This is a genomic window from Litorilituus lipolyticus, from assembly GCF_006439335.1.
GTDB classification, from domain to species: Bacteria; Pseudomonadota; Gammaproteobacteria; order Enterobacterales; family Alteromonadaceae; genus Colwellia; species Colwellia lipolytica.
Map to the genome: position 1 here is coordinate 38,038 of NZ_SAWY01000027.1, position 25,472 is coordinate 63,509.

22 protein-coding genes and 3 tRNA genes are annotated in these 25,472 nt (G+C 36.1%); 16 read left to right on the forward strand and 9 right to left on the reverse strand.

The genetic code is table 11. From position 1 onward, the window contains the following. Positions 1 to 10: 10 nt before the first annotated feature. Complete coding sequence (pgm, locus tag EPA86_RS12150; protein ID WP_140603983.1) at positions 11 to 1,666, forward strand: phosphoglucomutase (alpha-D-glucose-1,6-bisphosphate-dependent); 1,656 nt, start codon at positions 11 to 13, stop codon at positions 1,664 to 1,666. A gap of 62 nt (positions 1,667 to 1,728) precedes the next feature. Here pgm and EPA86_RS12155 read toward each other — a convergent pair whose 3' ends face one another. Together EPA86_RS12155 and EPA86_RS12160 are read right to left on the reverse strand one after the other, a co-directional pair. Beyond that, positions 1,729 to 2,511, reverse strand: coding sequence for a UTP--glucose-1-phosphate uridylyltransferase (locus EPA86_RS12155; protein ID WP_246058383.1), 783 nt, complete (start codon positions 2,509 to 2,511; stop codon positions 1,729 to 1,731). Between the two features lie 347 nt (positions 2,512 to 2,858). Then, positions 2,859 to 3,626, reverse strand: coding sequence for a PEP-CTERM/exosortase system-associated acyltransferase (locus EPA86_RS12160; RefSeq protein ID WP_140603987.1), 768 nt, complete (start codon positions 3,624 to 3,626; stop codon positions 2,859 to 2,861). Between the two features lie 453 nt (positions 3,627 to 4,079). Here EPA86_RS12160 and hppD point away from each other — a divergent pair, with 453 nt between their 5' ends. After that, positions 4,080 to 5,135: a 4-hydroxyphenylpyruvate dioxygenase gene (gene hppD, locus EPA86_RS12165; RefSeq protein WP_140603989.1), complete on the forward strand. Its 1,056-nt coding sequence runs from the start codon at positions 4,080 to 4,082 to the stop codon at positions 5,133 to 5,135. Between the two features lie 108 nt (positions 5,136 to 5,243). Here the strand turns inward: hppD and can are convergent, their stop codons facing one another. Beyond that, on the reverse strand, positions 5,244 to 5,846 hold the full coding sequence (can, locus tag EPA86_RS12170) for a carbonate dehydratase (RefSeq protein ID WP_140603991.1): 603 nt from the start codon (positions 5,844 to 5,846) through the stop codon (positions 5,244 to 5,246). Between the two features lie 184 nt (positions 5,847 to 6,030). Here can and ppiC point away from each other — a divergent pair, with 184 nt between their 5' ends. Further along, positions 6,031 to 6,309 carry a peptidylprolyl isomerase PpiC gene (ppiC, locus tag EPA86_RS12175; protein WP_140603993.1) on the forward strand — a complete coding sequence of 93 codons (279 nt, stop codon included), beginning with the start codon at positions 6,031 to 6,033 and terminating at the stop codon, positions 6,307 to 6,309. An 18-nt stretch (positions 6,310 to 6,327) separates the two neighbouring features. On the opposite strand, the gene EPA86_RS12180 is transcribed toward ppiC, so the two are convergent. After that, complete coding sequence (locus tag EPA86_RS12180) at positions 6,328 to 6,495, reverse strand: DUF2897 family protein (protein WP_140603995.1); 168 nt, start codon at positions 6,493 to 6,495, stop codon at positions 6,328 to 6,330. A gap of 107 nt (positions 6,496 to 6,602) precedes the next feature. On the opposite strand from EPA86_RS12180, the gene EPA86_RS12185 reads away from it, so the two are divergent. Next, positions 6,603 to 7,769, forward strand: coding sequence for a methyl-accepting chemotaxis protein (locus EPA86_RS12185; protein ID WP_140603997.1), 1,167 nt, complete (start codon positions 6,603 to 6,605; stop codon positions 7,767 to 7,769). An 85-nt stretch (positions 7,770 to 7,854) separates the two neighbouring features. Here the strand turns inward: EPA86_RS12185 and EPA86_RS12190 are convergent, their stop codons facing one another. Further along, positions 7,855 to 8,457, reverse strand: a complete 603-nt coding sequence (locus EPA86_RS12190; RefSeq protein ID WP_140603999.1) for a PilZ domain-containing protein — start codon at positions 8,455 to 8,457, stop codon at positions 7,855 to 7,857. A gap of 177 nt (positions 8,458 to 8,634) precedes the next feature. Between EPA86_RS12190 and EPA86_RS12195 the strand changes: the two genes are divergently transcribed. Genes EPA86_RS12195 through lolE form a run of 3 tightly spaced genes read left to right on the forward strand, consistent with a single transcriptional unit; the run spans position 8,635 to position 11,949 of the window. Beyond that, positions 8,635 to 9,876, forward strand: coding sequence for a lipoprotein-releasing ABC transporter permease subunit (locus tag EPA86_RS12195; RefSeq protein ID WP_140604001.1), 1,242 nt, complete (start codon positions 8,635 to 8,637; stop codon positions 9,874 to 9,876). Between the two features lie 56 nt (positions 9,877 to 9,932). Further along, positions 9,933 to 10,697, forward strand: coding sequence for a lipoprotein-releasing ABC transporter ATP-binding protein LolD (gene lolD / locus EPA86_RS12200; RefSeq protein WP_140604004.1), 765 nt, complete (start codon positions 9,933 to 9,935; stop codon positions 10,695 to 10,697). Continuing rightward, the gene (gene lolE, locus EPA86_RS12205) at positions 10,690 to 11,949 is read left to right on the forward strand and encodes a lipoprotein-releasing ABC transporter permease subunit LolE (protein WP_140604006.1); all 1,260 of its coding nucleotides are present in this window, start codon (positions 10,690 to 10,692) and stop codon (positions 11,947 to 11,949) included. The genes lolD and lolE overlap by 8 nt, the downstream gene beginning before the upstream one ends. A gap of 651 nt (positions 11,950 to 12,600) precedes the next feature. Here lolE and EPA86_RS12210 read toward each other — a convergent pair. Beyond that, positions 12,601 to 13,668, reverse strand: coding sequence for a methyltransferase (locus EPA86_RS12210; RefSeq protein ID WP_140604008.1), 1,068 nt, complete (start codon positions 13,666 to 13,668; stop codon positions 12,601 to 12,603). Between the two features lie 242 nt (positions 13,669 to 13,910). On the opposite strand from EPA86_RS12210, the gene EPA86_RS12215 reads away from it, so the two are divergent. The 8 genes from EPA86_RS12215 to EPA86_RS12250 all read left to right on the forward strand — a co-directional run bounded on the left by EPA86_RS12215 (position 13,911) and on the right by EPA86_RS12250 (position 21,971). Then, positions 13,911 to 14,789, forward strand: coding sequence for a helix-turn-helix domain-containing protein (locus EPA86_RS12215; protein ID WP_246058384.1), 879 nt, complete (start codon positions 13,911 to 13,913; stop codon positions 14,787 to 14,789). Between the two features lie 117 nt (positions 14,790 to 14,906). Then, positions 14,907 to 15,992: a UDP-glucose--hexose-1-phosphate uridylyltransferase gene (locus tag EPA86_RS12220; RefSeq protein ID WP_246058385.1), complete on the forward strand. Its 1,086-nt coding sequence runs from the start codon at positions 14,907 to 14,909 to the stop codon at positions 15,990 to 15,992. 1 nt (position 15,993) lies between these two features. After that, on the forward strand, positions 15,994 to 17,157 hold the full coding sequence (galK, locus tag EPA86_RS12225; RefSeq protein WP_140604010.1) for a galactokinase: 1,164 nt from the start codon (positions 15,994 to 15,996) through the stop codon (positions 17,155 to 17,157). A gap of 56 nt (positions 17,158 to 17,213) precedes the next feature. After that, positions 17,214 to 18,773 carry a sodium/sugar symporter gene (locus EPA86_RS12230; RefSeq protein ID WP_140604012.1) on the forward strand — a complete coding sequence of 520 codons (1,560 nt, stop codon included), beginning with the start codon at positions 17,214 to 17,216 and terminating at the stop codon, positions 18,771 to 18,773. A 147-nt stretch (positions 18,774 to 18,920) separates the two neighbouring features. Continuing rightward, positions 18,921 to 19,280, forward strand: a complete 360-nt coding sequence (locus tag EPA86_RS12235; RefSeq protein WP_140604014.1) for a DUF2750 domain-containing protein — start codon at positions 18,921 to 18,923, stop codon at positions 19,278 to 19,280. 54 nt (positions 19,281 to 19,334) lie between these two features. After that, the gene (locus tag EPA86_RS12240; protein WP_140604016.1) at positions 19,335 to 20,105 is read left to right on the forward strand and encodes a Tll0287-like domain-containing protein; all 771 of its coding nucleotides are present in this window, start codon (positions 19,335 to 19,337) and stop codon (positions 20,103 to 20,105) included. Between the two features lie 27 nt (positions 20,106 to 20,132). Then, a complete protein-coding gene (locus EPA86_RS12245; RefSeq protein WP_170309648.1) occupies positions 20,133 to 20,867 on the forward strand; it encodes a type 2 periplasmic-binding domain-containing protein in 735 nt (244 codons plus the stop codon). Between the two features lie 129 nt (positions 20,868 to 20,996). Next, positions 20,997 to 21,971, forward strand: a complete 975-nt coding sequence (locus tag EPA86_RS12250; protein ID WP_140604020.1) for an aldose epimerase family protein — start codon at positions 20,997 to 20,999, stop codon at positions 21,969 to 21,971. A 639-nt stretch (positions 21,972 to 22,610) separates the two neighbouring features. On the opposite strand, the gene EPA86_RS12255 is transcribed toward EPA86_RS12250, so the two are convergent. From EPA86_RS12255 to EPA86_RS12265, 3 genes are all read right to left on the reverse strand, one after another. Next, a tRNA-Met gene (locus EPA86_RS12255) sits at positions 22,611 to 22,687 on the reverse strand. Between the two features lie 76 nt (positions 22,688 to 22,763). After that, positions 22,764 to 22,840: transfer RNA gene (locus EPA86_RS12260), tRNA-Met, on the reverse strand. Between the two features lie 118 nt (positions 22,841 to 22,958). Further along, positions 22,959 to 23,035 (reverse strand) — tRNA-Met (locus EPA86_RS12265). Between the two features lie 297 nt (positions 23,036 to 23,332). Here EPA86_RS12265 and rlmKL point away from each other — a divergent pair. Continuing rightward, positions 23,333 to 25,465 carry a bifunctional 23S rRNA (guanine(2069)-N(7))-methyltransferase RlmK/23S rRNA (guanine(2445)-N(2))-methyltransferase RlmL gene (gene rlmKL / locus EPA86_RS12270; protein ID WP_140604022.1) on the forward strand — a complete coding sequence of 711 codons (2,133 nt, stop codon included), beginning with the start codon at positions 23,333 to 23,335 and terminating at the stop codon, positions 25,463 to 25,465. Positions 25,466 to 25,472 lie beyond the last annotated feature (7 nt).

Genomic DNA, 25,472 nt, shown 5'->3' on the forward strand with positions numbered 1-25,472 from the left:
ATTAGTTTCAATGAGCATTCACCCTCATGCAGGAAAACCTGTTCGCCCCGAAGATAGAGTCAATATTGCCCAGCTAGTGAGTCACTATTACTCGCTGACACCAAATGTTGCTATTGAAGAGCAAAAAGTAACTTTTGGTACGTCAGGTCATAGAGGAAATGCCAATAAGCGCAGCTTTAATGAAGCTCACATTGTTGCTATTTGCCAAGCAGTTGTTGAGTATCGTCAAAAACAGGGGATTACGGGCCCGCTGTTTTTAGGTAAAGATACCCATGCATTATCTGAGCCTGCTTTTATTTCAGCACTTTCAGTGCTTGTTGCTAATAACGTAAATGTTGTTATACAAGCAGATGAAGGCTTTACGCCCACCCCCGTTATTTCTCGATTAATAATTAACCATAATAAGCCGCTCGCCAAGGGTGATAAATATGCTGATGGATTAATTATTACACCTTCTCATAATCCACCAAGTGATGGGGGGATTAAGTATAATCCGCCGCATGGAGGGCCAGCAGAGGGGAACATAACTAAAGAAATTGAACAAAGAGCCAATCAATTAATTGCTGGTAAATTAGTTGATGTGAAACAACTCGATATCAGTCAAGCACTACAATCAAGTTATGTTTCTAAACAAAACTTTATTCAGTTTTATGTTGAGCAATTGACCCAAGTGATAGACATGAATGCCATTGCCAAAGCACAGGTTAATATTGGTGTTGATCCGCTCGGTGGTTCGGGTATTGCCTATTGGCCTGAAGTTGCCAAACAATACGGATTAAATTTATCGGTAGTTAACCCAGTGGTTGATTCAAGTTTTGCTTTTATGCCACTAGATAAAGATGGCAAAATTCGTATGGATTGTTCATCGCCTTTTGCGATGTCAGGTCTTATTGAATTAAAAGACAAGTTCGATATCAGTATTGGTAATGATCCTGACTTCGATCGTCATGGCATAGTGACTAAGCAGGGTGGCTTAATGAACCCTAACCACTTCTTAGCTGTAGCCATTCATTATTTAATGACCCATAGAAGTTGGTCTGCGGATTGTAAAATAGGCAAAACTTTAGTGTCTAGTTCATTAATTGATCGAGTAGCAGCAAAGCTTAATAAACCGTTATCAGAAGTACCAGTTGGTTTTAAATGGTTTGTGCAAGGTTTACAGAGCTCTGAATATGCGTTTGGTGGTGAAGAAAGTGCTGGCGCCAGCTTTTCAGCAATGGACGGTAGTACTTGGACCACAGATAAAGATGGCTTTATCATGGGATTATTAGCGGCTGAGATTATTGCTGTTACTGGTAAAGATCCTTATCAATATTACCTTGATTTAGTCGATGAACTAGGTGAGCCATGTTATGGCAGGGTAGAGGCGGTGGCTAATACTGCACAAAAAACCGTATTAACCTCACTAAACCCAGCTGACATTATGATTGAAACCTTAGCAGGCGAGAACATCGAAAATATTTTAACTAATGCGCCGGGTAATAATGCCGCAATAGGCGGAATTAAAGTGGTGACTTCAAATGGTTGGTTTGCCGCGAGGCCTTCAGGTACTGAAGATATCTATAAAATTTATGCAGAAAGCTTTATAGATAAAGCGCACTTAGACACTATTATTGCTCAAGCACAAGAAATAGTCAGTGAAGCATTCAGAAATGCTGGTCTTTAAAAGCTATAATATCACCTAGTGCGAATTTCAAGTTAGCCATGTTGAATATTTTTTAAAATAGGTTAAACAACTAACGTTTTTAAAAACTGTTTAAGTTGTTGCCCTAATTGAGGCTCTAGTAATGAATATTCGATATTGGCTTGAAGATATCCGAGTTTATTACCACAATCATGGCTTCTTCCTGCTATTTTGTATGTTTCCATAGGCTCACTCCGTAATAGATTATGCATAGCATCAGTTAACTGGATTTCTCCTCCGGCACCAGGCGCTGTTCTTTCGAGTATCTCCCATATTTTTTCAGAGAGAACATACCTGCCAGTAATTGCTAAGTTAGAAGGAGCTTTTTCAATATCAGGTTTTTCAACCATTCTTTTAACGTTTGCAAAACCAGTAAGAGAAATATCTTGCCCATTAATATCTACCACACCATAACTACTTACTTCATGTTTTGGTACCTCTTCAACCATCACTTGGCTAGTAGCTGTTTCTTCAAAACGTTGAACCATGCGCGCAAGGTTATCTCGAGTCATATCTGATTGGTATTTATCAACAAGAACATCTGGTAATAATACGGCAAATGGTTTGTCACCAATAATGGGCTTTGCGCATAACACTGCATGGCCTAATCCAAGGGCACTAGATTGACGAACAGAAATAATGGTTGTGCCTTTTGGGGTAATCGAGCGAACTTCTTCTAATAATGATCGCTTTACTCGTTTTTCTAATTGAGCTTCTAGCTCAAAGCTTTTATCAAAGTGGTTTTCTATAGAGTTTTTACTAGCATGCGTTACCAGAATAATATTGTTGATGACTGCTGCTGCTTCTTCTACTACGTTAATATTCAAAGAAGTGATTTACTTTTATATTGATTTATAGTCTTTGCATAAACAATAGCTTGTGCTGTTTCTGTTTAATTTTAAGTTTTGCACCTATGGCGAAGTTAACAATTTATGGGATTGTAATAATCGGATTCTATCCCTTTACCTTATCAATTGCTTACCCTTTAGATGTTGAATAAGTATCTCACTTGAAACAATGTTTACATTTAACTTTTGTGATGAAAGTACTTGGATATTTAACAGACAGATTACAAATTTGTACTCACTTTAAAAACGATAAAAAGCCTGCGATATTGTTTAAGATAAAATGGGAACTGACAAGCTAACTAATTACCTGACTTGTGGGATTAACCTCAAGCAATCTCCTCTACTTTTCGTTCAATAGCATTCATTTGTTGTAAGATATCTTCTTTAATCATGTTGTAAAGATCAGCGGTACCACCAATTAAGCTTTGATGAATATCTTGTGCTTTTAAAAAGTTAAGCTGACGAGTTCCTTTATGTTCTACTTTGTTTAATATTGGTTTGATTGGTGCGCCAAGCCTAGATAGTTTTTTGCTTAAAGCAGGTGCTGCCATTATAAATAATCCTTTATTATTGAGTATGTCGGCGCAGGCAATTACTGAAAGATATAAACCTATACTAATTAACGGGGTTACTCTAATATCTTCAGGATTAAATAATTTAAAAACATCCCCATTGATTGTCTGGCTTAAGTAATCCCTTTTACGCCTTCTAAAATTAGACAAAATAGCTAAGCGGGAAACTTCACCATAACCACTAGAGTATACATTTACTTGATTTATCGCTTTTGCCACATCCTGTTGAGGGTAAAATAGCTCACAGGGTAATGTCTGGTTTAATGATAAAAACTGAGGTGATACTAATCTTACGCAGCCAATGTACTCTATACTTGGTTGGTGTCTTATTAAAAAGTGATAGGAGAAGTCATCGTACTCATCTTGCTCTAAAGCATTTCTACTTATGGTTTCCCAGCCTAATTCTTCACAATAAACTGTGTGACGTATTTTAAATACTTCTTGTTTAAGTTTTAAAGTATTAGCGTAAATCACTTTAAAATACCTTTGAAATACGCAGTTTAAGCTGTTGTCCACCAACATATGTATTTACCTATGAAGTAAATGGCTGCAAATTATCAAACACCAAAAAGCAGTCTTAATGCGCTTTGTTGCTGGTAATTATTACAATGTGACATTGAGTGTTAGGTTTGACTCAATATTTTCACACTGTTCATTTAGTATAGCGGCTATCAGGGATATTACTTTTAAGGACAAAGCTCACTTTTAAAGCAAGAGCTGTAGTATAAAATAAACAGCGAATGATGTTTGTCGGTGTGAATTTTCATTGATTCTTTTATGTGTGCTAATTTCTTTACACCTTGCGACTAGCCATAGTGCAGCTTTGATCGTCGTCGAATATTTTTTGCTGCTTTTTCACGTACATTATCTTTTACATGCAGCTTTCAGCCCTTGTCGGCCTTAGTCTTTTCCTTCGGCGAATTCACCATAATAATAGTTGTATTACTATAACTATATTGCAAAACGAGAGACAAAATGACTGATAGCAAGAACCCACTAAAGTTATGCGGAATTGAATTTACAGAATATGCATCGCCTGATTCTGATTTCATGGAGAAGGCTTTTTATGGTTTTGGTTTTTCAAAAACGAAGAAGTTTAAAGGTAGAGATATAGATTACTTTAATCAAAATGATATCCACTTTTTATTAAATAGAGAGCAGTCAGGTTTTTCTAGAGAATTTGCAAAAAGCCACGGTCCCGCAATTTGTTCTATGGGCTGGCGTGTTGAAGATGCAGGATTTGCCTTTGAAGAAGCGTTAAAACGTGGCGCTAAATCAGCAGCCAATGAAGCTAATAAATTACCATACCCAGCAATTTTTGGTATTGGCGATAGCTTAATTTACTTCATCGATGATTTTGCTAGTGAAGGTGTAAACAAAGGACGTATTTATGATACTGATTTTGAAGCACATGAAGAGCCTGTTATTAAAGAAGATAAAGGTTTCCTTGCGGTAGACCATTTAACAAATAATGTTTATCAAGGCACTATGGAGAAGTGGGCAGATTTTTACAAAGGTGTGTTTGGCTTCACTGAAGTAAGATACTTTGACATCAAGGGCATTAAGAGTGCGCTGGTTTCATATGCACTGCAGTCACCATGTGGAAAATTTTGTATTCCAATTAATGAAGGTAAAGGTACTAATAATAACCAAATTGATGAATATCTTGATGAATATAATGGACCTGGTGTACAACATTTAGCCTTTTTAACAGATGATTTAGTTGATTCGTTAGATAAGCTTGATAGAGATGTCGTTGATACCTTACATATCGTACCTGAATATTACGATGAAATTTTCAAACGTGTACCATGGGTTAAAGAAGATAAAGATAAAATTAGAGAGCATCAAATTTTAGTAGATAGTCAGTCTGAAAATTCTTATTTACTACAAATATTTACTAAAAATTTATTTGGTCCAATTTTTATTGAGATGATTCAACGTGTTGATGATAATGGTTTTGGTGAAGGCAACTTCTCTACATTATTTAAATCTATTGAACTTAATCAGATGGAACGTGGTGTACTTTAATCACTGACATTAGCAGATAATAAAAAGCCAGCACTCATCAGTGCTGGCTTTTGTGTTTTTAGATTATGAAAGCTTTTAAGAAGCTTTTAAGAAGCTTTTAAGAAGCTTTTAAGAAGCTTTACAAGTAGATACTTCAAGATCTTTTAAAATACCATCACGTAAGTTGTAAACAAAACCATGAACCGTAACGTCTTGATTGCTTTTCCATGCGCTACTTAATATTGTTGTGTTGCAAACATTTGCAACTTGTTCAATGACGTTTAATTCACACAATAAACTAATGCGATCTTCTTCATTGGCTACCTTATCCATTTTGTCTTGATGGAACCGATAAACATCTTGAATATGACGCAACCAGTTATCGATGAGTCCGTAGCTTTCATCATGATATGCTGCTGCAACACCACCACAACCGTAATGGCCACAAACAATAATATGTTTAACCTTAAGTACTTCAACAGCATATTGAATTACTGATAAACAGTTTAAATCGGTGTGGATCACTTGGTTAGCTATATTTCGGTGAACAAAGACTTCACCAGGCTGCATGCCGAGAAGTTCATTTGCAGGAACACGAGAGTCTGAGCAACCTATCCAAAGATATTCTGGGGCTTGTTGCAGTGATAAACTTTTAAAAAAGTTTGGGTCTTCTTGGTTAATTTTTTCAGCCCACTCTTTGTTGTTCTTAAATAAATGTTTAATTGTCATGATTTACCTTTATGTCAAACTCGTCGTAAATGTAAGATTGATGACATTTTATGTCACTATGCTATATAGTAAAAGTAATTATTTGTAATGCAAATTACAAATTTTCTTTAGTATGTTCAATATAGCAAATTGATTGAGTTATAATAGCTTGCTATGAGTCACAGACAGTATTTTTAACGAGAATTATATGGCAACAGCAAGTGCAGTACATATTTTAGTAAAAACAGAAAAGCAGGCATTAGAGCTTAAAAAGCAACTGGATAAAGGAGCTGATTTTGCTTTATTGGCAAAAAAACACTCTATATGCCCGTCTAAGAAAAAAGGCGGCGATCTTGGTGAATTCAGAAGAGGCCAAATGGTCAAAGCTTTTGATGATGTCGTATTTAAAAAGCCTATCTTGACGATACATGGCCCGATAAAAACAAAATTTGGTTTCCATTTAATTAAAACGATTTATCGTAGTTAAGGTAATACTTTAAATACTTTAGTCTTGTTCCTTTTCTTCTTGCTCGATTTCTTTATTGCGAGCTTTAATTTTTGTTAATTGTTCGTCGGTTAAATTAAATTTTTTGGCAGACTGTTTTAACAGAAGAACTCCCCCGGCTATAACGCCCACTGCTATAATGATTATCAAAATGGCTATAATTGACATATTTATCCTTATATCCAGTGCTTGTTAAAAAACACTAGAAAAATTAAGCTGGTATAGGTAAGTTATCTTATCAAAAATAATTAGCTAATAACCAATTGGATTTATTTATGTTTAACAAGCTATCAGTAAAATTATTACTACCGTCGCTCATCGTTGGTTTTTTGTTCATTCTGATGTTGCTATTTTCGTCGAATGAACTTAGCAAAAATACGGTAATAGGTATTGTGATTGGTTTACTTGTTATTCAATCCTTAGCCAGTTATGTATTTTCATCACAGCAATTAACCCAAAGAATAAGTGTGCTGAAAGACTATTTAGATGTTGTTGTTAGTACTGAACAAGCCCCTTCAGAACCGTTACAAGATAAGAATAATGATGACTTCGCTCAGGTTGTGAATGAACTCAGTGACTTTATTTCTGATCTGTCTGAAGTGGTTAGTGAAATTAGAAAAGAATCTAATGCATTAAGCCAAGGAGCTAATCAGTTAAGTGCCCAAATGTCTACTTCAGTACGAACGGTTGATGAGTCAGTAAATCAAGTTGAACAGATGGCCAACTCAATTGAAGAAATCGCTAGTACTTCGGCGATGTTAACAACCAATGCTGGACAAGTTAGTGAAACCAGTAGCTCAGTAATGTCAACTTTAGGTCAAGGAGTTAACTCTTCTAATACGAGCCAAAAAACAATTGAATCAGTAGCGAGTGAAGTGGATTCAATGGCCGCAGAGCTTTCATTATTACAAGAGGAGAGTGCACGAATTGGTTCTGTACTTGATGTGATAAGGGGGATTGCAGAGCAAACTAATTTATTGGCATTAAATGCTGCTATCGAAGCGGCAAGAGCTGGAGAGCAGGGCAGAGGCTTTGCGGTAGTTGCAGATGAAGTAAGAGCTCTTGCACATAGAACTCAAGAATCTACCGTTGAAATTCAATCTATGGTAGAAGGGTTACAAGAGAAGTCAACTAATGCTGTGGAGTCTATTGGGCGAGGACAGGCATTAACAAAAGATAGTTTATCTCATTCAGCAGAAGTGGTAGTGGCATTAGAGCAAATTGGTGAGGCCTTCCAAGATTTAGATAATTTAACATCACAAATAGCTCATTCAACGCAAGAGCAGCAAGCCGCAACAGCTTCTATTAATGATAATATGATGGCGGTAGTTTCGTTAAGTAGGGAAATAAATGACGGGCTATCTTCTGTTTCTGCAGATGCTCAGCTGCAACAGAAAACAGCATCAGATGTCGATCAAACACTCGATCGTATTTGCGTTTAATTCATTTAGACGTGCTAAAAAAGCCAGTACTTACAAAGTACTGGTTTTTTGTTTTAGATAATGTAGTAATATTTTTATACCCTAATTACTTTTTATCATGTTCATTGTTGCGTTGCTGAGCGAGTTTTTGTAATTGTTTTGATTGAATATGTAAACTGGTTCTTACTAACGATTCTCTATCTTCTTCTCTAATGAAATGAAAAGTCACTTTTTGGTGGTAAGTATTGTTAATTTTCTGACTTTCAATAACTTCGCCAATACAATACACAGCACAATTCTCATCAAGTAAGAATATTTTCATTTCAATAAGTTGTTCTACCTCAATTGCTTGGTCAGAAATAAACTTTATACCCCCACCACCAAATTCAATCCCTTTGAATCTAGACTCGTCATCGTCTTGTTGGCTCAATATATAACCGATGAGTAAATCAATTTTTTGTGACTGAAGATTAAGGAAGTCGACTAACTGCCCAGCAGAAGAAGATAACCCCTGTAATGGCCTTAAAGCGGCTTGATCAATCGTGGAGACTTCACTTGCGAGTTTAAATGGCATAGGCATATGGGCAATAAACTGCTCATAACTTTTGATGTTAGAAGAAATTGACACTAAATTGATGCTGAAGTTATGCTCAATAGCAAAGAATTCATGATATTGGGCTAGTTTTTCTTCTAAAGATTTTGTAGTCATATGGATGAGTTTATCCCTTTGAACAGCGAATTGTTGAAATTACATAAATATTAACAAATTTATAGCAGATTCGAGCTGCTTTAAGAATCCCTAAAGCTAATTTACTCCGATAATTATTTTGATTGTGTTATGCTAACAGCCACATTTTATTCTAAATTTTTTAAGCAATTCACTTCGATGTTTCAACCTCTTAGTATCTTCATTGGTCTTCGTTATAGTCGAAGCAGAAGTCATACCGGCTTTGTTTCTTTCATTACATTCTTCTCTATTGCAGGTATTTTATTAGGCGTTGCATCATTAATTACTGTTTCTTCAGTTATGAATGGATTTGAAGGGGAGTTGAAAAAACGGATATTAGGTATTATTCCGCATGTTGTGGTATCAACACAAAATATTACTCATTCGCCGCAAAACTTTTCATGGCATGAAAAAAGAGAGGCGTTGCTAAAAGAGCCTCATGTTAAGCAAGTCACACCCTTTATTGAAACCGAAGCGTTAATCCAGTCTCCCACAAGCTTACAAGGTGTAATGCTACAAGGAATTTTACCGGAATATGAGAAAGAGAACATTATTAATACTCATATGGTTTCAGGACAATTATCTGATTTATCTAAGCAACCTTATTCAGTGGTATTAGGAGAATCTCTTGCTAATAATTTACGGATTGGTGTTGGAGAAGAAGTGAGGCTTATTTTACCCAACAAAACGGTATTTACTCCCATGGGACGTGTTCCTGTGCAAAGAGTGTTTACAGTAAGTGGCATTTTTAACGTAGGCTCTCAAGTTGATGACGCTATGATTTATATTCATAGTAATTATGGTGCGAAACTATTACGACGAAAAGGAGATGGTATTGATAGTTTACGTTTGTATTTAGATGATGCATTTAATGAAAAAATAGTGGCGCAGTCTTTATTAAAGAATACAGAATTTCAAAAGATGAATATTACGACTTGGGATCAAACTCAAGGGGTTTTATTTTCAGCGGTTAAAATGGAAAAAAACATGATGTGGTTGATGTTAAGCCTTATTGTTGCCGTTGCTGCATTTAATATCGTATCTGCATTGGTTATGGTCGTTATCGATAAGCAGGGTGAAATCGGCATATTAAGAACCTTAGGTTTGCAAAGAATTGATGTAGTGAAAATTTTTATAACGCAGGGCATGGTGAACGGCTTATGGGGTGTCTTTATAGGTAGTGCTTTAGGTATTTTATTGACGATAAATCTCAATAGTATTTTAGCGTTTCTAGGGGTAAGTTTGCTTGGTGTTGGTGTGCAAACTTTGCCCGTTAACTTGGTAGCTTCTGATGTTATTGTTATTGTGCTTTCTGCTTTAATTATGAGTTTTGTTGCAACCTTATATCCCGCGTATAAAGCCGCTAATACCTTGCCAGTCGAGGTGCTAAGAAATGAATAAGCTTTCTAATAAATGTAAAGTAAATCAGAAAAATTATGCAAAAGAGGAAAGTGTAAATGACTAAGGTATTAGAATGTAGTCAGTTGTCTAAGTCATACAAACAAGGTGAGATAGAAACCCCTGTTTTGCATCAACTGAACTTATCTGTAGAACAGGGAGAATTACTTGCGCTGGTAGGTAGTTCTGGATGTGGAAAAAGTACCTTTTTGCATTTAGCTGGCGCTTTAGATATGCCCAGCGGCGGGCATGTTTATATTAATGGCACGGATATACATAAATTAACTGATGAGCAAAGAGCTAATTTTCGAAATGAGCACATTGGTTTTATTTATCAATTTCACCATCTAATGATGGAGTTTAGTGCCGTTGAAAATGTCGCAATGCCGCTTATGATCAGAGGTGATAGTGCGAAAAGTTCATTAATGAAAGCACAAGAGATGTTAAGTAAAGTTGGTCTTAGTCATAGAGTTCAATATAGACCCTCACAACTATCAGGCGGTGAACGTCAGCGCGTAGCCATTGCAAGAGCATTAGTGACTCAACCCTCTTTGATTTTAGCCGATGAACCTACGGGTAATTTAGACAGTGAAACGGCTGAGCAAATATATCAATTGATTCGTAGTTTAAATGCAGACATTAAAACCAGCTTTGTTGTAGTGACCCATGATTTGAATCTTGCACAACGTATGGATAGGCAAGTGAAGCTAGATAAGGGAAAGCTGGTTAATATTGATTTAAGCAGTGTCAATGAAAATGTAGTAAAAGCTTCAGGTTCGGTGAGTTCTGATATATCACAAGAAGGTGAATCTGTGCATGGCTAAACCGTTAAGTGTCTTTCTTGGCTGGAGGTATGTAAGAAGTCGTCATGGTAGCGGTTTTTCTGCATTTATTTCAGCCTCATCAACTGTGGGCATAGCGCTAGGTGTGATGGTGCTTATTGTTGTTCTAAGTGTAATGAATGGCTTTGAAAGAGAGTTAACAAATAAGTTGCTCTCCATTGTGCCTCACATTGAATTAACAAGTGTAAATGACCCGATTAAAAATTGGCCTAAAAGTGTAAAAAGATTAACAGAGCAAGAAAATGTATTGGCGGTTGCTCCTGTGATAAAAATGGCAGGAATGCTACAACACAAAACGGCATTAAAAGCAGTCGAAGTGAGAGCTGTTGATCCAAAACTGGAGCAACAAGTATCGAGTATTGAACAGTATGTCTCCACAGGCAAGTGGCAATACTTATCAGAGCAAAAGTCAGGCATTGTATTAGGTAATGGCGTCGCTAATAAATTAAACGCTAAATTAGGTGACAAATTACAGCTACTATTACCCGCACCGATACAAAATAATAACTTTAGTGATAGTTTTTCTTCACCTAGAACTCAGCAAGTGGAAGTTGTTGGAATATTCAAATTTGGTGGCACCATAGATGATACTTTAGCTTACATTCCTATTGCTCAGGGACGAGCGGTGATGAATTATCAAGAAGGTGAAACTCATGCTATTCGCATAAAAACCTCTGATGTATTTAATGCCCGTGCATTAGCAAAAAAAATTGCTTACGATTTTAAACATTATGTCTATATCTCAGATTGGACTCGTTCACAGGGGCATGTTTTTAATGACATTCAGTTAGTCAAATTAGTTATGTTTATTGTTTTGGTGTTAGTTATCGCTGTAGCGAGCTTTAACATCGTTTCAACGTTAATCATGGCTGTGAATGAGAAAAAAGGTGATATTGCTATATTAAAAACTATGGGAGCAAAGTCGAGTACGATTATGTTGACCTTTGTCATTCAAGGTGCTGTAAATGGTATTTTAGGCTGTGTCATTGGGACTGCTTTAGGTGTATTAATCGCTCATAATATTTCTAATGCCATGTTTTATATTGAGCAATTTTTTAATGTTGAATTATTATCTAGCGATGTTTACTTTATCAACTATCTTCCAAGTTTGTTACAGGTGAGTGATGTCTATATGACAGTTGCTGTTGCACTGGTATTAAGTTTGATTGCCACCTTATACCCTGCATGGAAAGCTACAAAAGTAGAACCTGCTCAAGTATTAGGTCAAATTTAACGTTAATATTAATTAGATTAGGTTTTCAAAACAATGAATTAGCTTTGAGAACTTTTTTCTTTCTAACTCATATTAGCCAACAGCGCAGATCTTAATAATAAATTTTAGACAAAAAAAAGCCCGCATCAATCTAGTGCGGGCCAACTTAAATATCAAGTTGATAGAAGGAAGTTAAAATTTCCAAGAAACATGTCAGAGAGAAAAGATAGCTACTATCAATTCTAAATTTCTAAGTTAATGGACTCTCGGTGGGAGTTGGAGAAGTCACATTGCGCTAACTCAGAAAACAAGTGCAGTTTAATCAGTTCTTAATATTTTGACAAACTAAAAAAAATATCACCTCGCATTAGAAAAACTAATGCGAAAGTGGTTTTGTGGATGCGTAAGAGGTTGACCTGTTATTGCGTGGTAATAAAGATTGTCTTCTCTGGCCCTATGGAGTGGGTCTTGAGAAATACTTAGAGTAGATTTTTACTTCTGTTACTTTTAATAATCAGATAAGAATTTTGAGGTTGGTTTGAAAGTAAGCAACAAAGACAGCTTGTTGTGCATAACACGGTTATTTCTAGGGAACTTAGGAAAGTAAAAGCTAATCGGGTTCTTCAAAACATATCCGTATAGCGGCATGTTAATGAAGAACCGTCAATTAAATTAAGCACTACAAACTAATAATGTGTGACCTAATCCAACTTGATCTATTTGCTCAGTAATTGTTAAACCAGCACTTTCAATTAATGAAATCATGTCGTTTGACTCATACATGCGGCTGTTACCGTTAGCAAAACAAGTAAAATAAAGAGATGTTGCATTTAAACTAAAGCTTGCCGCTTCGAATTTTTGTCTATCTATGAAAGTTTCCATGATATACAGCTTAGTTTCTGGCTGCATACTGTGTTTAACTTTTAATAAAATATTTGTGATTTCTTTGGGCGAGAAACAATCCAAAAACTGGCTCATCCAAATAGCATCAGCTCCTTGATATAGCTCTTGATTTTCACTGAGCATATTACACGGGTAAGGTGTAAATCGGTTACTAAAGCCTGCTGTTTCGATATTTTTAGTGGCCACTGCAAGTTGTTCCGCTAAGTCCATAATTACAATGTTGACATCTTTATCGTGTGCTAAACATTTTAAAGACCACCGACCAGTGTTGCCACCTATATCAAGGAGAGTGCTAGGTTTATTTTTAAAAACTACTTTTAAAGCTTCATCAAATGCGTGATCTGAATAGTAATGGTCAAAATCAAACCAACTTTTACTTACTTTTTCAGGTAAAGAGGTAAGTGCAGGATAAAGGGTTTGCCATTCTCCGAATACTTTCAATCCTTCGGGCTTACCTTTTTTAATTGCCTCTGAAAGGTGTTCTAAACCTTGATAACAAAAATGTTGGTTAAACTCAAAGTTAACTTTACTCATTTCATCATTTTGTAAAAAATATCCGACTTTACTAAGTAAATAGTTATTTTCTTTTAGACTGATAACGCCAATGCTTAGGGCAAAATCAAGCAAGACTTTTACGCCGTAATCAGACAGCTCACATTTGGTGGCTATTTCGTTTAGTGATATCCCCAATTTACCAGCGTCTTCTATAGTATCTAAAATGTTTAAATCTTTTAATGTGGCTGTTGCTTGAAATATAAAAGGCGAAAAAGCAATGTACTGCGCTTGAGAAAGAGCCTCTACAGCAGAGATATTCTTATTTGAAGAGTAGTTAAACATTTTAAACAGTGTTCCTTACACATAGTAAAAAGTATCTCGATAATACACTATTTTTAAGAAATGTCTTAAAGGAATGCAATATAGTTTTTATTTATAGATGAACTACTGGTTTTAATACTAACTAGTTGTTTAATCAGTTTATTTTTTGTTCAACGCCAAGAGTGGTGGAAAAGTTTAACTATTGCCTTTTATTTATCTTTGTATACAATATAATCTCAATTTTTTGACCTAAGGTAAATTAAGTGGACTGGATAGATAAAATAGCCTTCTCTAACGGTCATGGGCCTTTAGCAGCTCAAGGTCAAGATCATAAATTCGGCTTTCGTCGTATGGCTCCTAAAGTGATGGAACATAGCCATTGGCATGGCCATATCGAAATAAACTATTTGTTTAATTGCTCAGCTGAGTATCTAATTAACGGCCAAAATGTCAGCGTACCTCAAGGGAGAATGTTAATATTTTGGGCGTCTTTCCCTCATCAAATGGTCTCAACTGAAGGGGACGGAGAGCTTGTAAATATATACATACCTTTGCAATCTTTTTTAACTTGGAAGCTTCCTAATGAGTTTGTAAGTAACTTGCTTCATGGCGGAGTTATTGTCTCGAATAACCTTCATGATAGTGATGTAGAGATTACCAAAACTTGGCAAAAGGATATTGATAAAAATATCTCAGCAATCTTGTATCAAGTAATCAGTGAAATACAGGCGAGAGTGAAGCGTTTAGCAATAGAAGAATATAGTACTTTTAATCCATTAGAAAACGGTGAATATAAAGCTAATCGTAGTTTAGTCAGTGGCTTATCGCATATACAAACGATGCTCAGATTTATTGCTGAGCACTATGATGAAAAAATTTCCATAGCAGATGTTGCCCAGTCCACGGGCTTACATCAAAACTATGCCATGAAATTATTTAATCGTGTTATGCATATATCTATAAAACAATATATTAACCAATTAAGGTTACAACATGCTCAAGCACTCTTAATTGACACAGATAAAGCGGTGTTAAATATTGCTCTAGAGGCGGGGTTTGGATCCATTAGTCGTTTTTACGATATTTTTCAGCGTAGCTTTTCAATGTCGCCTTTGGAGTTTAGAAGAAGCTTAGGTTATTAATTGGGAATAACTGTATTGATTTTCGTAAGTTTTGCCTAAAGCTTCATGTTCAAATACTGACATAATAACGTAAGCTAGAAATTGGTATTGCCAACTCTAATTGGAAAGGTCAGTAAATTGTCAAATATAAACGTAGAAAATAGTCAAAGTGAGGCATCAGTAGGCGAGAGCTTTAACCCCGCAGAGCATCCACATCGTCGGTTCAACCCTTTATCTGGAGATTGGGTACTCTTATCTCCACACCGTGCATTACGTCCTTGGCAAGGCCAGGTAGAATCAGAGCAAGCCCAGCAAAATGAAACCTATGATAAAGATTGCTATTTATGTGCTGGAAATGAAAGGGTTAGTGGCGAAAAAAATCCAAGTTATGAAAATACGTATGTTTTTCAAAATGATTTTGCTGCATTAAAGCCTACCACACCTGATGCTATAAATGATGATCCCTTATTCACTATGCAAGCGGTTCAAGGTGAAAGCCGTGTTATTTGTTTTTCACCTGATCACAGTAAAAGTTTACCTGAATTGTCAGTGTCAGCAATTACCGATGTGGTGGATACTTGGCAGCAACAAGTTGAAGATTTATCTAAAAAATATTTATGGGTGCAGGTTTTTGAGAATAAGGGCTCCATTATGGGGTGTTCTAACCCACATCCTCATGGACAAGTATGGGCACAAAATCAGCTGCCTAGTTTGGTGCAAACTAAACATGAAAATTTGCTCAAATATTTTAATACTCACAAACGTAGTTTATTGAGTGATTATGTAGAGCGTGAGATCACTGCCGATGAACGGGTTGTAGTAAAAAATGATGACTGGGTAGTTATTGTACCTTATTGGGCTGCCTGGCCATTTGAGACTTTATTATTACCACGCTTTAAAGTCGCTTCTATGATTGAATTAACTCAGCAGCAAAAACACTCATTAGCAGAGATTCTTAAAGCGATTACAATTCGTTATGATAATTTATTTAACTGCTCATTTCCTTATTCAATGGGGTGGCATGGCGCTCCTCATGATGGAGAGTCACATGAAGAATGGACTTTACATGCGCACTTTTATCCGCCGTTGTTAAGAAATGCCACAATCAAAAAGTTTATGGTGGGTTATGAAATGATGGCAGAAGCTCAGCGAGATATTACACCAGAACAAGCAGCAATGCGCTTAAAAGAAGTATCAGCTATTCATTATAAAAGTGAGCAATAATATGACAAAGCAGCAATCGCTTTTAAAGCAATTTAATACCGCATACGCTAAAGATGCAGAAGTCGTCGCTTATGCACCTGGTCGAGTTAATTTAATTGGTGATCATACGGATTATAATGATGGTTTTGTTTTACCAGCCGCAGTTAATTTTGGTACCCACGTACTCGCTGCTAAAAGAGAAGATGATGTTATTAATGTTACGGCGATAGATATTGATAATCAGCGAGTGAGTTTTAATTTGTCCCAAATTGCTTTTGACGACAAGAATACTTGGAGTAATTATGTTCGGGGTACCATTATAGAGCTGGTTAAGTTCATTCAATCTTCACAGCCAAATACCACAATTGCGGGGGTAGACCTTTTAATCAGTGGCAATGTGCCTCAAGGTGCAGGATTAAGTTCTTCAGCTGCTTTTGAGATAGCATTATTAAAAGCATTATCAGATTTATTTGACATACCGTTACCAGGTATTGATGCCGCTAAATTAGGTCAAAAAGCTGAAAATAACTTTGTCGGTTGTCAATGCGGAATTATGGATCAGTTAATATCTGCCTTAGGCAAAAAATCTCACGCTATGCTGCTTGATTGCAGAGATTTAAGTTACCAGTTTGCGAAAATACCTGAAAATATGGCATTGATGATAGTGAATTCCAATGTAAAGCGAGAGCTGGTTTCAAGTGAATACAACACTCGTAGAGCGCAATGTGAAGCGGTTGCTAAACATTTTAACCGCTCAGCCCTTAGAGATGTTTCCTTAGCAGAGCTAAATGAAGAAAAGCACAATTTAGCGGAAGAATTATATAAAAGAGCTCATCATGTTATTTCAGAAAGTGAGCGAACACTTGAAGCACTAACAGCACTTAATACCAATAATATGGCACGATTAAGTTATTTGATGGCTCAGTCTCATCGTTCATTAAAAGATGATTTTGAGGTAACTACGCCAGAGTTAGACTATTTGGTTGAGATATTAAGTCGTGTTGTAAAAGAAGAAGGTGGCGTTAGAATGACAGGTGGCGGTTTTGGTGGTTGTGTTGTTGCAATTTTGCCTAAAGCTATACAAACGCAAGCTGAGCAAGTTGTTCAAGAGTATTATGTTAAGAAAACAGGGATAGAACCAAGTATTTTTATTTGTACTGCAGAACACGGTGCATTTAGTTTATAGTCTTAATTTCAAATAATTAACAGCAAGATAAATATAACAATAAGAGAATAAAAACGATGTTACATACAGTAGATATTTCTATTTTTATTGCCTATGTCAGTGGTTTGCTTTTGCTTGCCTTGTACATATCACGCAATGAAAAAAACCATGAACGAAACACAGAAGATTACTTTTTAGCGAGCAAATCACTACCCTGGTGGGCAATTGGTGCTTCGCTTATTGCTTCAAATATATCGGCCGAACAAATCATTGGTATGTCTGGTTCTGGTTATGCCATTGGTTTGGCAATTGCCTCCTATGAATGGATGGCGGCGATAACATTAATTTTAGTGGGTAAATATTTACTGCCAATATTTTTGAAGAATGAAATATTCACTATGCCTCAATATTTAGAGCAACGTTTTGATAATAAAGTTAAAACAACGTTAGCGTTATTTTGGTTAGCTGTTTACATCTTTGTTAATTTAACTGCAGTTTTATGGTTAGGTGGTTTAGCGATAGAAACAGTTGCAGGCATAGATTGGATGTTTGGTATGATTTTCTTAGCCATATTCTCAATTGCTTATTCATTATACGGCGGTTTGAAAGCTGTTGCTTATACCGATATTTTACAAGTGGTATTATTAGTATTTGGTGGCTTACTATTAAGTTACTTAGCTTTAGATAAAGTCGCTGATGGTGCAGGTGTTCTTGCAGGCTTTGGTATTTTAACTGATAAATTACCAGGTCACTTTGATATGATTTTATCTAGTGATAATAGTAACTATATGAGTTTACCAGGTATATCAGTATTAATTGGTGGTATGTGGGTTATGAATGTTAGTTATTGGGGGTTCAACCAATATATTATTCAACGTGCATTAGCAGCGAAAAATATTCAAGAAGCTCAAAAAGGTATCGCTTTTGCCGCCTACTTAAAACTTTTAATGCCACTAATTGTCGTTTTGCCTGGTATCGCAGCCGTTGTGTTATACCCTGATTTAACTACACCGGATCAAGCATACCCATCAATGATGTCGTTAATGCCTGTTGGAATTAAGGGATTAGTATTTGCTGCGTTAGTTGCTGCAATTGTTTCTTCACTTGCTTCGATGACTAATAGTATTTCAACAATATTCACCATGGATATTTACAAGCAGATAAAGCCTAATAAGTCACAGACGCATTATGTTTATATCGGTCGTGTAGCAACTTTAGTTAGCTTGATTATCGCACTGTTCATGGCGGAGCCGTTGTTAGGTAAGTTTGATCAAGCGTTCCAATATATTCAAGAATTCACCGGCGTATTTACACCTGGTATCGTGGTGATTTTCTTAACAGGTATGTTTTGGAAAAAAACTACTTCTAAAGGAGCTTTAGCTGCAGCGATTGGTTCTGCGTTATTCTCTTTCGCTTTAAGAGTGCTTTGGCCTGAATTGCCATTTATGGACAGAATAGGTTTAGTGTTCTTGCTTTGTTTAGTGCTTGCAATTGTTGTTTCGAAATTTAGTAAAGCAACCTGTACTGATAACAGTGTTGATGTTGAAAGTGTTAGCTTTGCTACCAACAGTTCATTCAATATAGCAGCACTGGGGGTGACCGTTATTCTTTGTATTTTATACGCTACGTGGTGGTAGTGTAAATTAGTGATAACTACTTTTAACAGTAGTTATCACTGACTATTGTCTTCATATATTCAGAATTGTTTAAATACCTTGTATTTAGCTATGCTGTAGATAAAAATTTTGTCTATAATGATGTAACTTCCTTTTATGAGTTTTACTATGGCAGAACATACGCAAGTATTAGCGACATTTTTAGCTGATGTTAAACCAAATCAAGCCATATGGGCTTTACAAGATAAGTCTAGCGGTGACTGGGTTGTTCTTGATTCTATTAATTATGAAGAATCTGAAGTAATGCCTCTTTGGTCAAGCAGTGAACTTGCTCAAGAGCACTGCTTTGATGAATGGCAAGACTATCAACCAGCCAAAATAACCTTGTCAGATTGGTTAGAGTTTTGGATTGCTGATTTACATGAAGATGGTGTTATTATCGGAGTGAACTGGCAAGATGAAAAAGAGTGCTTAGAAATGGAGTTGGGGGACTTTTCTCAGGCTGTTGCTGAAATTGAAGCGCTTTAATTATTTTATATATTAAGTCTAATTAATTGCTTATGCATTTTTAAGGTTGGTGCGTTGAAAAAAAATACCAGTCAATTTTATCGTATTATACCCTTTCTTTTTTGCTTGGTTACTTTTGCTAGCCAAGCTAACTTATCATTCGAAAAAATCATACTTAACGAAATCACTAAAATGTACATGTCTTCAATGACATTTATTTTTTTAAACCAACCTCTGATAAATCAAAAAGGCGGTAATAAAGAGGCGTTATTTGGTGATAAATTTATAGATAATATCAAGGCAACTTATCAACAAAAGCATAACGAAGAATTTCCTTTATTAGATCATAAGCTTAAGCAATTGCTAGTGCAATCTATGGTAGAGGTAATGGAAGATAATAAAATGCTGTTTAATGATGAAGACATTGGTTTTAAAGGTATTATTCCCGCTATATTCGCTGCTCAGTTATCGGCAAAATTAGCAACTAAAGGAATAGGTTTAAAAATTAAGTTTACTCGAACCAAAGAAGATATAAGAAATGTACTAAATATTCCTGATCAATGGGAAAGTAAAGTCATGGCGAAAATAATAGAAAAACCAGAGATTTATTATGATGAGCAAGCCATAATTAATGACAAACCCGCTTATAGACAATTTACGCCTTTGCCTATGGCGCCTTATTGTTTGAAATGTCATGGTTCCATGGAGCACAATCCCTTAAATGCAGGAAAAGATAAAGAGGAATGGACAAATATTGATATGACAGGCTTTGAAATGGAAAACTGGACACTAAACGACTTTGGTGGTGGAGTTAGTATTTCAATTGAAAAGTCAGTGTTAGAGTAGCACTGTAATATTTATGAGTACTTTATATTGAAAAATAGTTCTTTATTCATCCTTTGGGTTGTATTTTTATTGTTTTCTCAAAAGGTGATTTCGCAACAGGCAGTAACTAAAAGCATTAATATTGGTGTAATTGAATACCCGCCTCATATAACTTTTCAAGGCTCAAAAATTGAAGGAAAGCTTATTAAGTATATCTCCTCTGTTTTTACGAAAGAGGGCTATGATATTGAAATAACACAACTACCAAGAGGCAGAGCAATTGTTGAATTACAAAAAGGTAATATCGAACTATTGCTTCCTTATGATGAATTACATGAAGAAATAAAAGTATTAACGTCGCCTTTGTTTCATGCTATGCCCGGTTTATGCTTTAGAAAAGAGAACTTTATTCCCATTCTGAGTGCCACCCATCAATTTAAGCACTTAACTGTCGGGGCACCTGTTGGAACTCCTGTCGTTAGCGCATTAAAAAATTCACAAGCAGTGTTAGTTCCTTTGATTGGTGATAACTCAATAAAAAGAGGAATTGATCTGACTCAGCGGGGCCGAATTGATGCTTTCTATCATCCAAGTCCTGTACAGGTATATCATCAAGAAAATACAGAGTTCAAAGAATTGGCTTGTTCATATTTTCATGGTTACAGTAATGGTGTATATGTTGCTGTAAAGCCTAACATGTCACAAGAAAACTTCGATAAACTCAATAGGTTACTTAATAGTGCGATTCATGAGATGTCTTATGGATATTATTTTGCCAAGTAACCAGATGAGATGATTTTTGGTGAAAATATCTAAAGAAACTTTATAAACTGATAATTTTAAAAGACAACCTAATAAGTAGTTTATTTTAAGTGTGCTGAGAACTTAGTACTGCAAAGGTAAAATGTTAATATGATGAAGAAGTACCAAGTTTCGGATGGTATGGGGCTTACAGTTACCGTTATCCCCAAGGGAGCGACGATAACAAGCATCTGCTTTCAAAATAAAGAATTAACCCTTGGTTATTCAGATATAAATGATTACTTATCCGATGATTTTTATCTTGGGGCTACAGTCGGTAGATATGCTAACAGAATAAAAAACGGTAAGTTTTCTTTAGATGAACATACTCACCAACTTAGTGTTAATCAACTACCACACTGTTTACATGGTGGAGAAAATAATTTCAGTAAACGCCTTTGGTCGGTAACTGAAATTACCGATAGTGAAATTGAACTTCACATTATCTCAGAAGATGGCGATCAAGGCTTTCCTGGTACCTTAGAAGTTTGGCATCGAATACGGGTAAGTAATAATAAAGTCTATCTTAGTTACAGGGCTTTTTCAGATAAAGACACCGTGGTTAATTTGACGAATCATTGTTACTTTAATCTAGAAGAAAACTCTCTTAGCATTAATGAACATCAGTTGAAAATTGAAGCAGAAGCATTTCTACCAATTGATGAAAACGGCATACCTTTAATAAAACAATCATTGAGTGAGCACAAGGCGTTTGATTATAGTGAGTTCAAGCTTATTGAACATTCGCTTTGTAGTGATCATGAGCAAATAAAAATAGCTAATGGCATAGACCATTGTTTTACTCTTAATGTTCAACATCAACATCAACATCAACATGCACTTGAGCTTGCTGCGCAGCTAATTTCTCCTAAAAGTCAGTTAAAATTATCGGTATATACCACTTTACCTGGACTGCAAGTCTATACAGGTAACTATCTATCCGATCCCTTTCTGCCTAAGCAAGGTATTTGTTTAGAAGCACAATTTTGGCCTGATTCGCCTAATAGAGCCGAATTTCCATCTGTTAAATTATGTGCAGGTGAAGAATATTTTCATGAAATTATTTATGAAATTAGTCGTTTGTGATAATTAATTAACTATACCATTTAAACTTGAATAGTTTAGGCGGATTAATACTGTTTTTGCTATAAAGTAAGTGAAAGTGAGGAATTGGTTACGGGAGCTTTTATTTTATGAAGAGTGAGCCAACGGCCATGTTTTCTAAGATGAATTGGTTGCGGGAGCTCTTATTTTATGAGGAGTGAACCAACGACCATACTTTCTAAAATGAATTGGTTACGGGAGCTCTTATTTTATGAAGAGTGAACCAACGGCCATGTTTTCTAAGATGAATTGGTTGCGGGAGCTTTTATTTTATGAAGAGTGAATCAACGGCCATGTTTTCTAAAATGAATTGGTTATGGGAGCTCTTATTTTATGAAGAGTGAGCCAACTGTCATGTTTCTGAGATGAATGGGTTACGGGAGCTCTTATTTTATGAAGAGTGAACCAACGGCCATGTTTTCTAAGATGAATGGGTTACGGGAGCTCTTATTTTATGAGGAGTGAACCAACGGCCATGTTTTCTATGATGAATTGGTTGCGGGAGCTCTTATTTTATGAAAAGTGAACCAACGACCATGTTTTCTAAAATGAATTGGTTACGGGAGCTTTTATTTTATGAAGAGTGAACTAACGGCCATACTTTCTATGCTATGAAAAAATTGGTTGCGGGAGCTGGATTTGAACCAACGACCTTCGGGTTATGAGCCCGACGAGCTACCAAGCTGCTCCATCCCGCGTCCGAATGACTTGATAAGAGTTTATCAAGAAAGCTAATAAGTTTTTTAATTCTATTATTAGAGAATAGCTAAAAATTGGTTGCGGGAGCTGGATTTGAACCAACGACCTTCGGGTTATGAGCCCGACGAGCTACCAAGCTGCTCCATCCCGCGTCCGAATGTTTATCAAAAGATAAAAAGCTAAGCCTGTTTTAATTCTGTACTTAAGAATTGGTGCGAAAGCTCTTGCTTTATGAAAAGTGAACTAACGGCCATACTTTCTATGAAAAATTGGTTGCGGGAGCTGGATTTGAACCAACGACCTTCGGGTTATGAGCCCGACGAGCTACCAAGCTGCTCCATCCCGCGTCCGAATGTTTATCAAAAGATAAAAGCTGAACTTATTTTATTTCTTAGTTCAAGAAACGCTTTATCAGTAAAATTATCACTGCTTGAAAGCGAGGCGTATATTAAGGAGTGCTGCGCGATAAAGCAAGCTGTTTTTTGAAACTATTGGCTATTTGTATAAATGTTCTACGTTGTGGGTTAATTATAGGCTATTTAGTTGTTTAACTCATACGATACTGACCTAATCCTTTAAGTTTTGTTTCTGTCATGCCTGCTTTAGGTATATAATCGCGCTATTGTTTAATTGGGAAATGCACTATGCAAAACTTTCTAGCTTTAACCTCACCAGGTATTGAAGTATTACTAGTAAATGAAATTGAAAACCTTGGCGGTGAACATGTTGTTCAAAAGCCAGAAGGGGTTTACTTTAAAGCCTCTCTTGAATTAGGTTATCGCATTTCTCTTTGGACACGGCTTGCCACCAGAGTTATGTTAAAAATTGGTGAAGGCGAGGCAAAAAATAAAGATGAATTATTTCAAACGGCTTCAAGTATCAATTGGGTAGAGCATTTTGATAGTCATCATAGCTTTGCTATTGATTTTGTTGGATATAGTGATGAGATAAGAAATAGTCAATTTGGTGGTTTAACCATCAAAGATGCCATTGTAGATCAGTTTAGAGAGCAAGGACTAGAGCGTCCAGATGTTGATAAAAAATCTCCTGAAATTAGTTTCCAGGCTAGGTTACTCAAAGATCAAATTAGTCTTTATTTGGACTTTTCTGGCCGCGGGTTGTTTCAACGAGGATATAGACAACATACCGGCGCGGCGCCTTTAAAAGAAAATTTAGCCGCGGCGCTTATTATTCGATCTGGTTGGTTGACTGATACAACAAAGCCTTTAGTTGACCCAATGTGCGGTTCAGGTACTATTTTAATTGAAGCTGTTTCTATGGCAGCAAAACAAGCCCCAGGAATTGAAAGAGCCACATGGGGTTTTGATGTTTGGAAGATGCATGATGAAGCGTTATGGCAGCAAGAGTTAAATAACGCCATAGAGCAATCAGCGACTTCTTTAGAGCAGCTTAATGTAAAAGTTTTCGGTATAGATATCGATTCAAGAGTATTAAAAACGGCTCAGCAAAATGCTCGTAATGCTCAACTGCAGCGATTTATTGAGTTTAGCTGTAAAGACACTAATAAAATGAATAATACCTTTGGTCAAGGTGGCACCATTTTATTTAACCCTCCTTATGGTGAACGAATTGGTGAATTACCTGAACTAGTTGAAAGCTTTGTCTTATTTGGACAAAAACTAAAGGCACAGTTCATGGATTGGCGTGTTGCTATTTTAACAGCCAATGTTGATTTGTTAGCTATGCTTAAGCTTTCAAGCTTTAAACGCTACAAATTCAAAAACGGTCCTCTGGATTGCCAACTTGCGCTTTATAATATTGATGAAAAGCAGCTTGAAAAAGACTCTACAACACCACAATCAAATTTTGCTGAGCAAGACAGTGCCTTTGCCAATCGATTAAAGAAAAACAGAAAATCATTAAAAGGCTGGTTGAAGTCAGGTCAAATCAATTCTTATCGCCTTTACGATGGTGATATTCCTGAATACAATGTTGCTATTGATATTTATAACGAATATCTAGTTATTCAAGAATACGCCGCACCTAAATCTATCGATGCAGAAAAGGCCGCCAAAAGATTACAAGAAGTTATTTATTGGGCTCCTAAAGTGTTAGATATCACCACAGATAAAGTGGTGTTAAAAACACGTGCAAAGCAAAAGGGGCGAAACCAATATCAGCGTCTCGATAAGTCTAAACAAGCACTTACGGTGAATGAGCACGGTGCTTTGTTTAAAATTAATTTATGGGATTACCTTGATACAGGCTTATTCTTAGATCATCGAAAAACACGTCAGATTGTGGCTAAGAAAGCAAAAAATAAGAGCTTATTAAACTTGTTTGCATACACAGGTTCAGTGTCTGTTCAAGCAGCATTACATGGCGCAAACTCTGTAACCACGGTAGATATGTCGAATACTTACTTAAGCTGGGCACAGGATAACTTTGCTTTAAACAAGTTATCTGGCCATAAGTATGAGTTTATCCAAGCTGATTGTTTAGATTGGCTGAAAAAAAATACTAAGCAATTCGATTTAATATTTATTGACCCGCCAACGTTTTCAAACTCAAAAAGAATGGAAGACAGCTTTGATGTTCAACGTGATCATGTCGCTTTGATAACTGATGCATTGAAGTGTTTAACCCCAGAGGGTGAAATATTCTTCACTAACAACAAGCGTAATTTTAAAATGGACTTTGAAGCAATGGACACTTTAGGATTGAAAGCAGAAAATTTATCAGATGTAACACGAGATAAAGACTTTGCTCGTAATAAACATATTCATAATAGCTGGTCAATTACTCGCAAAAAATGAGTGAGAG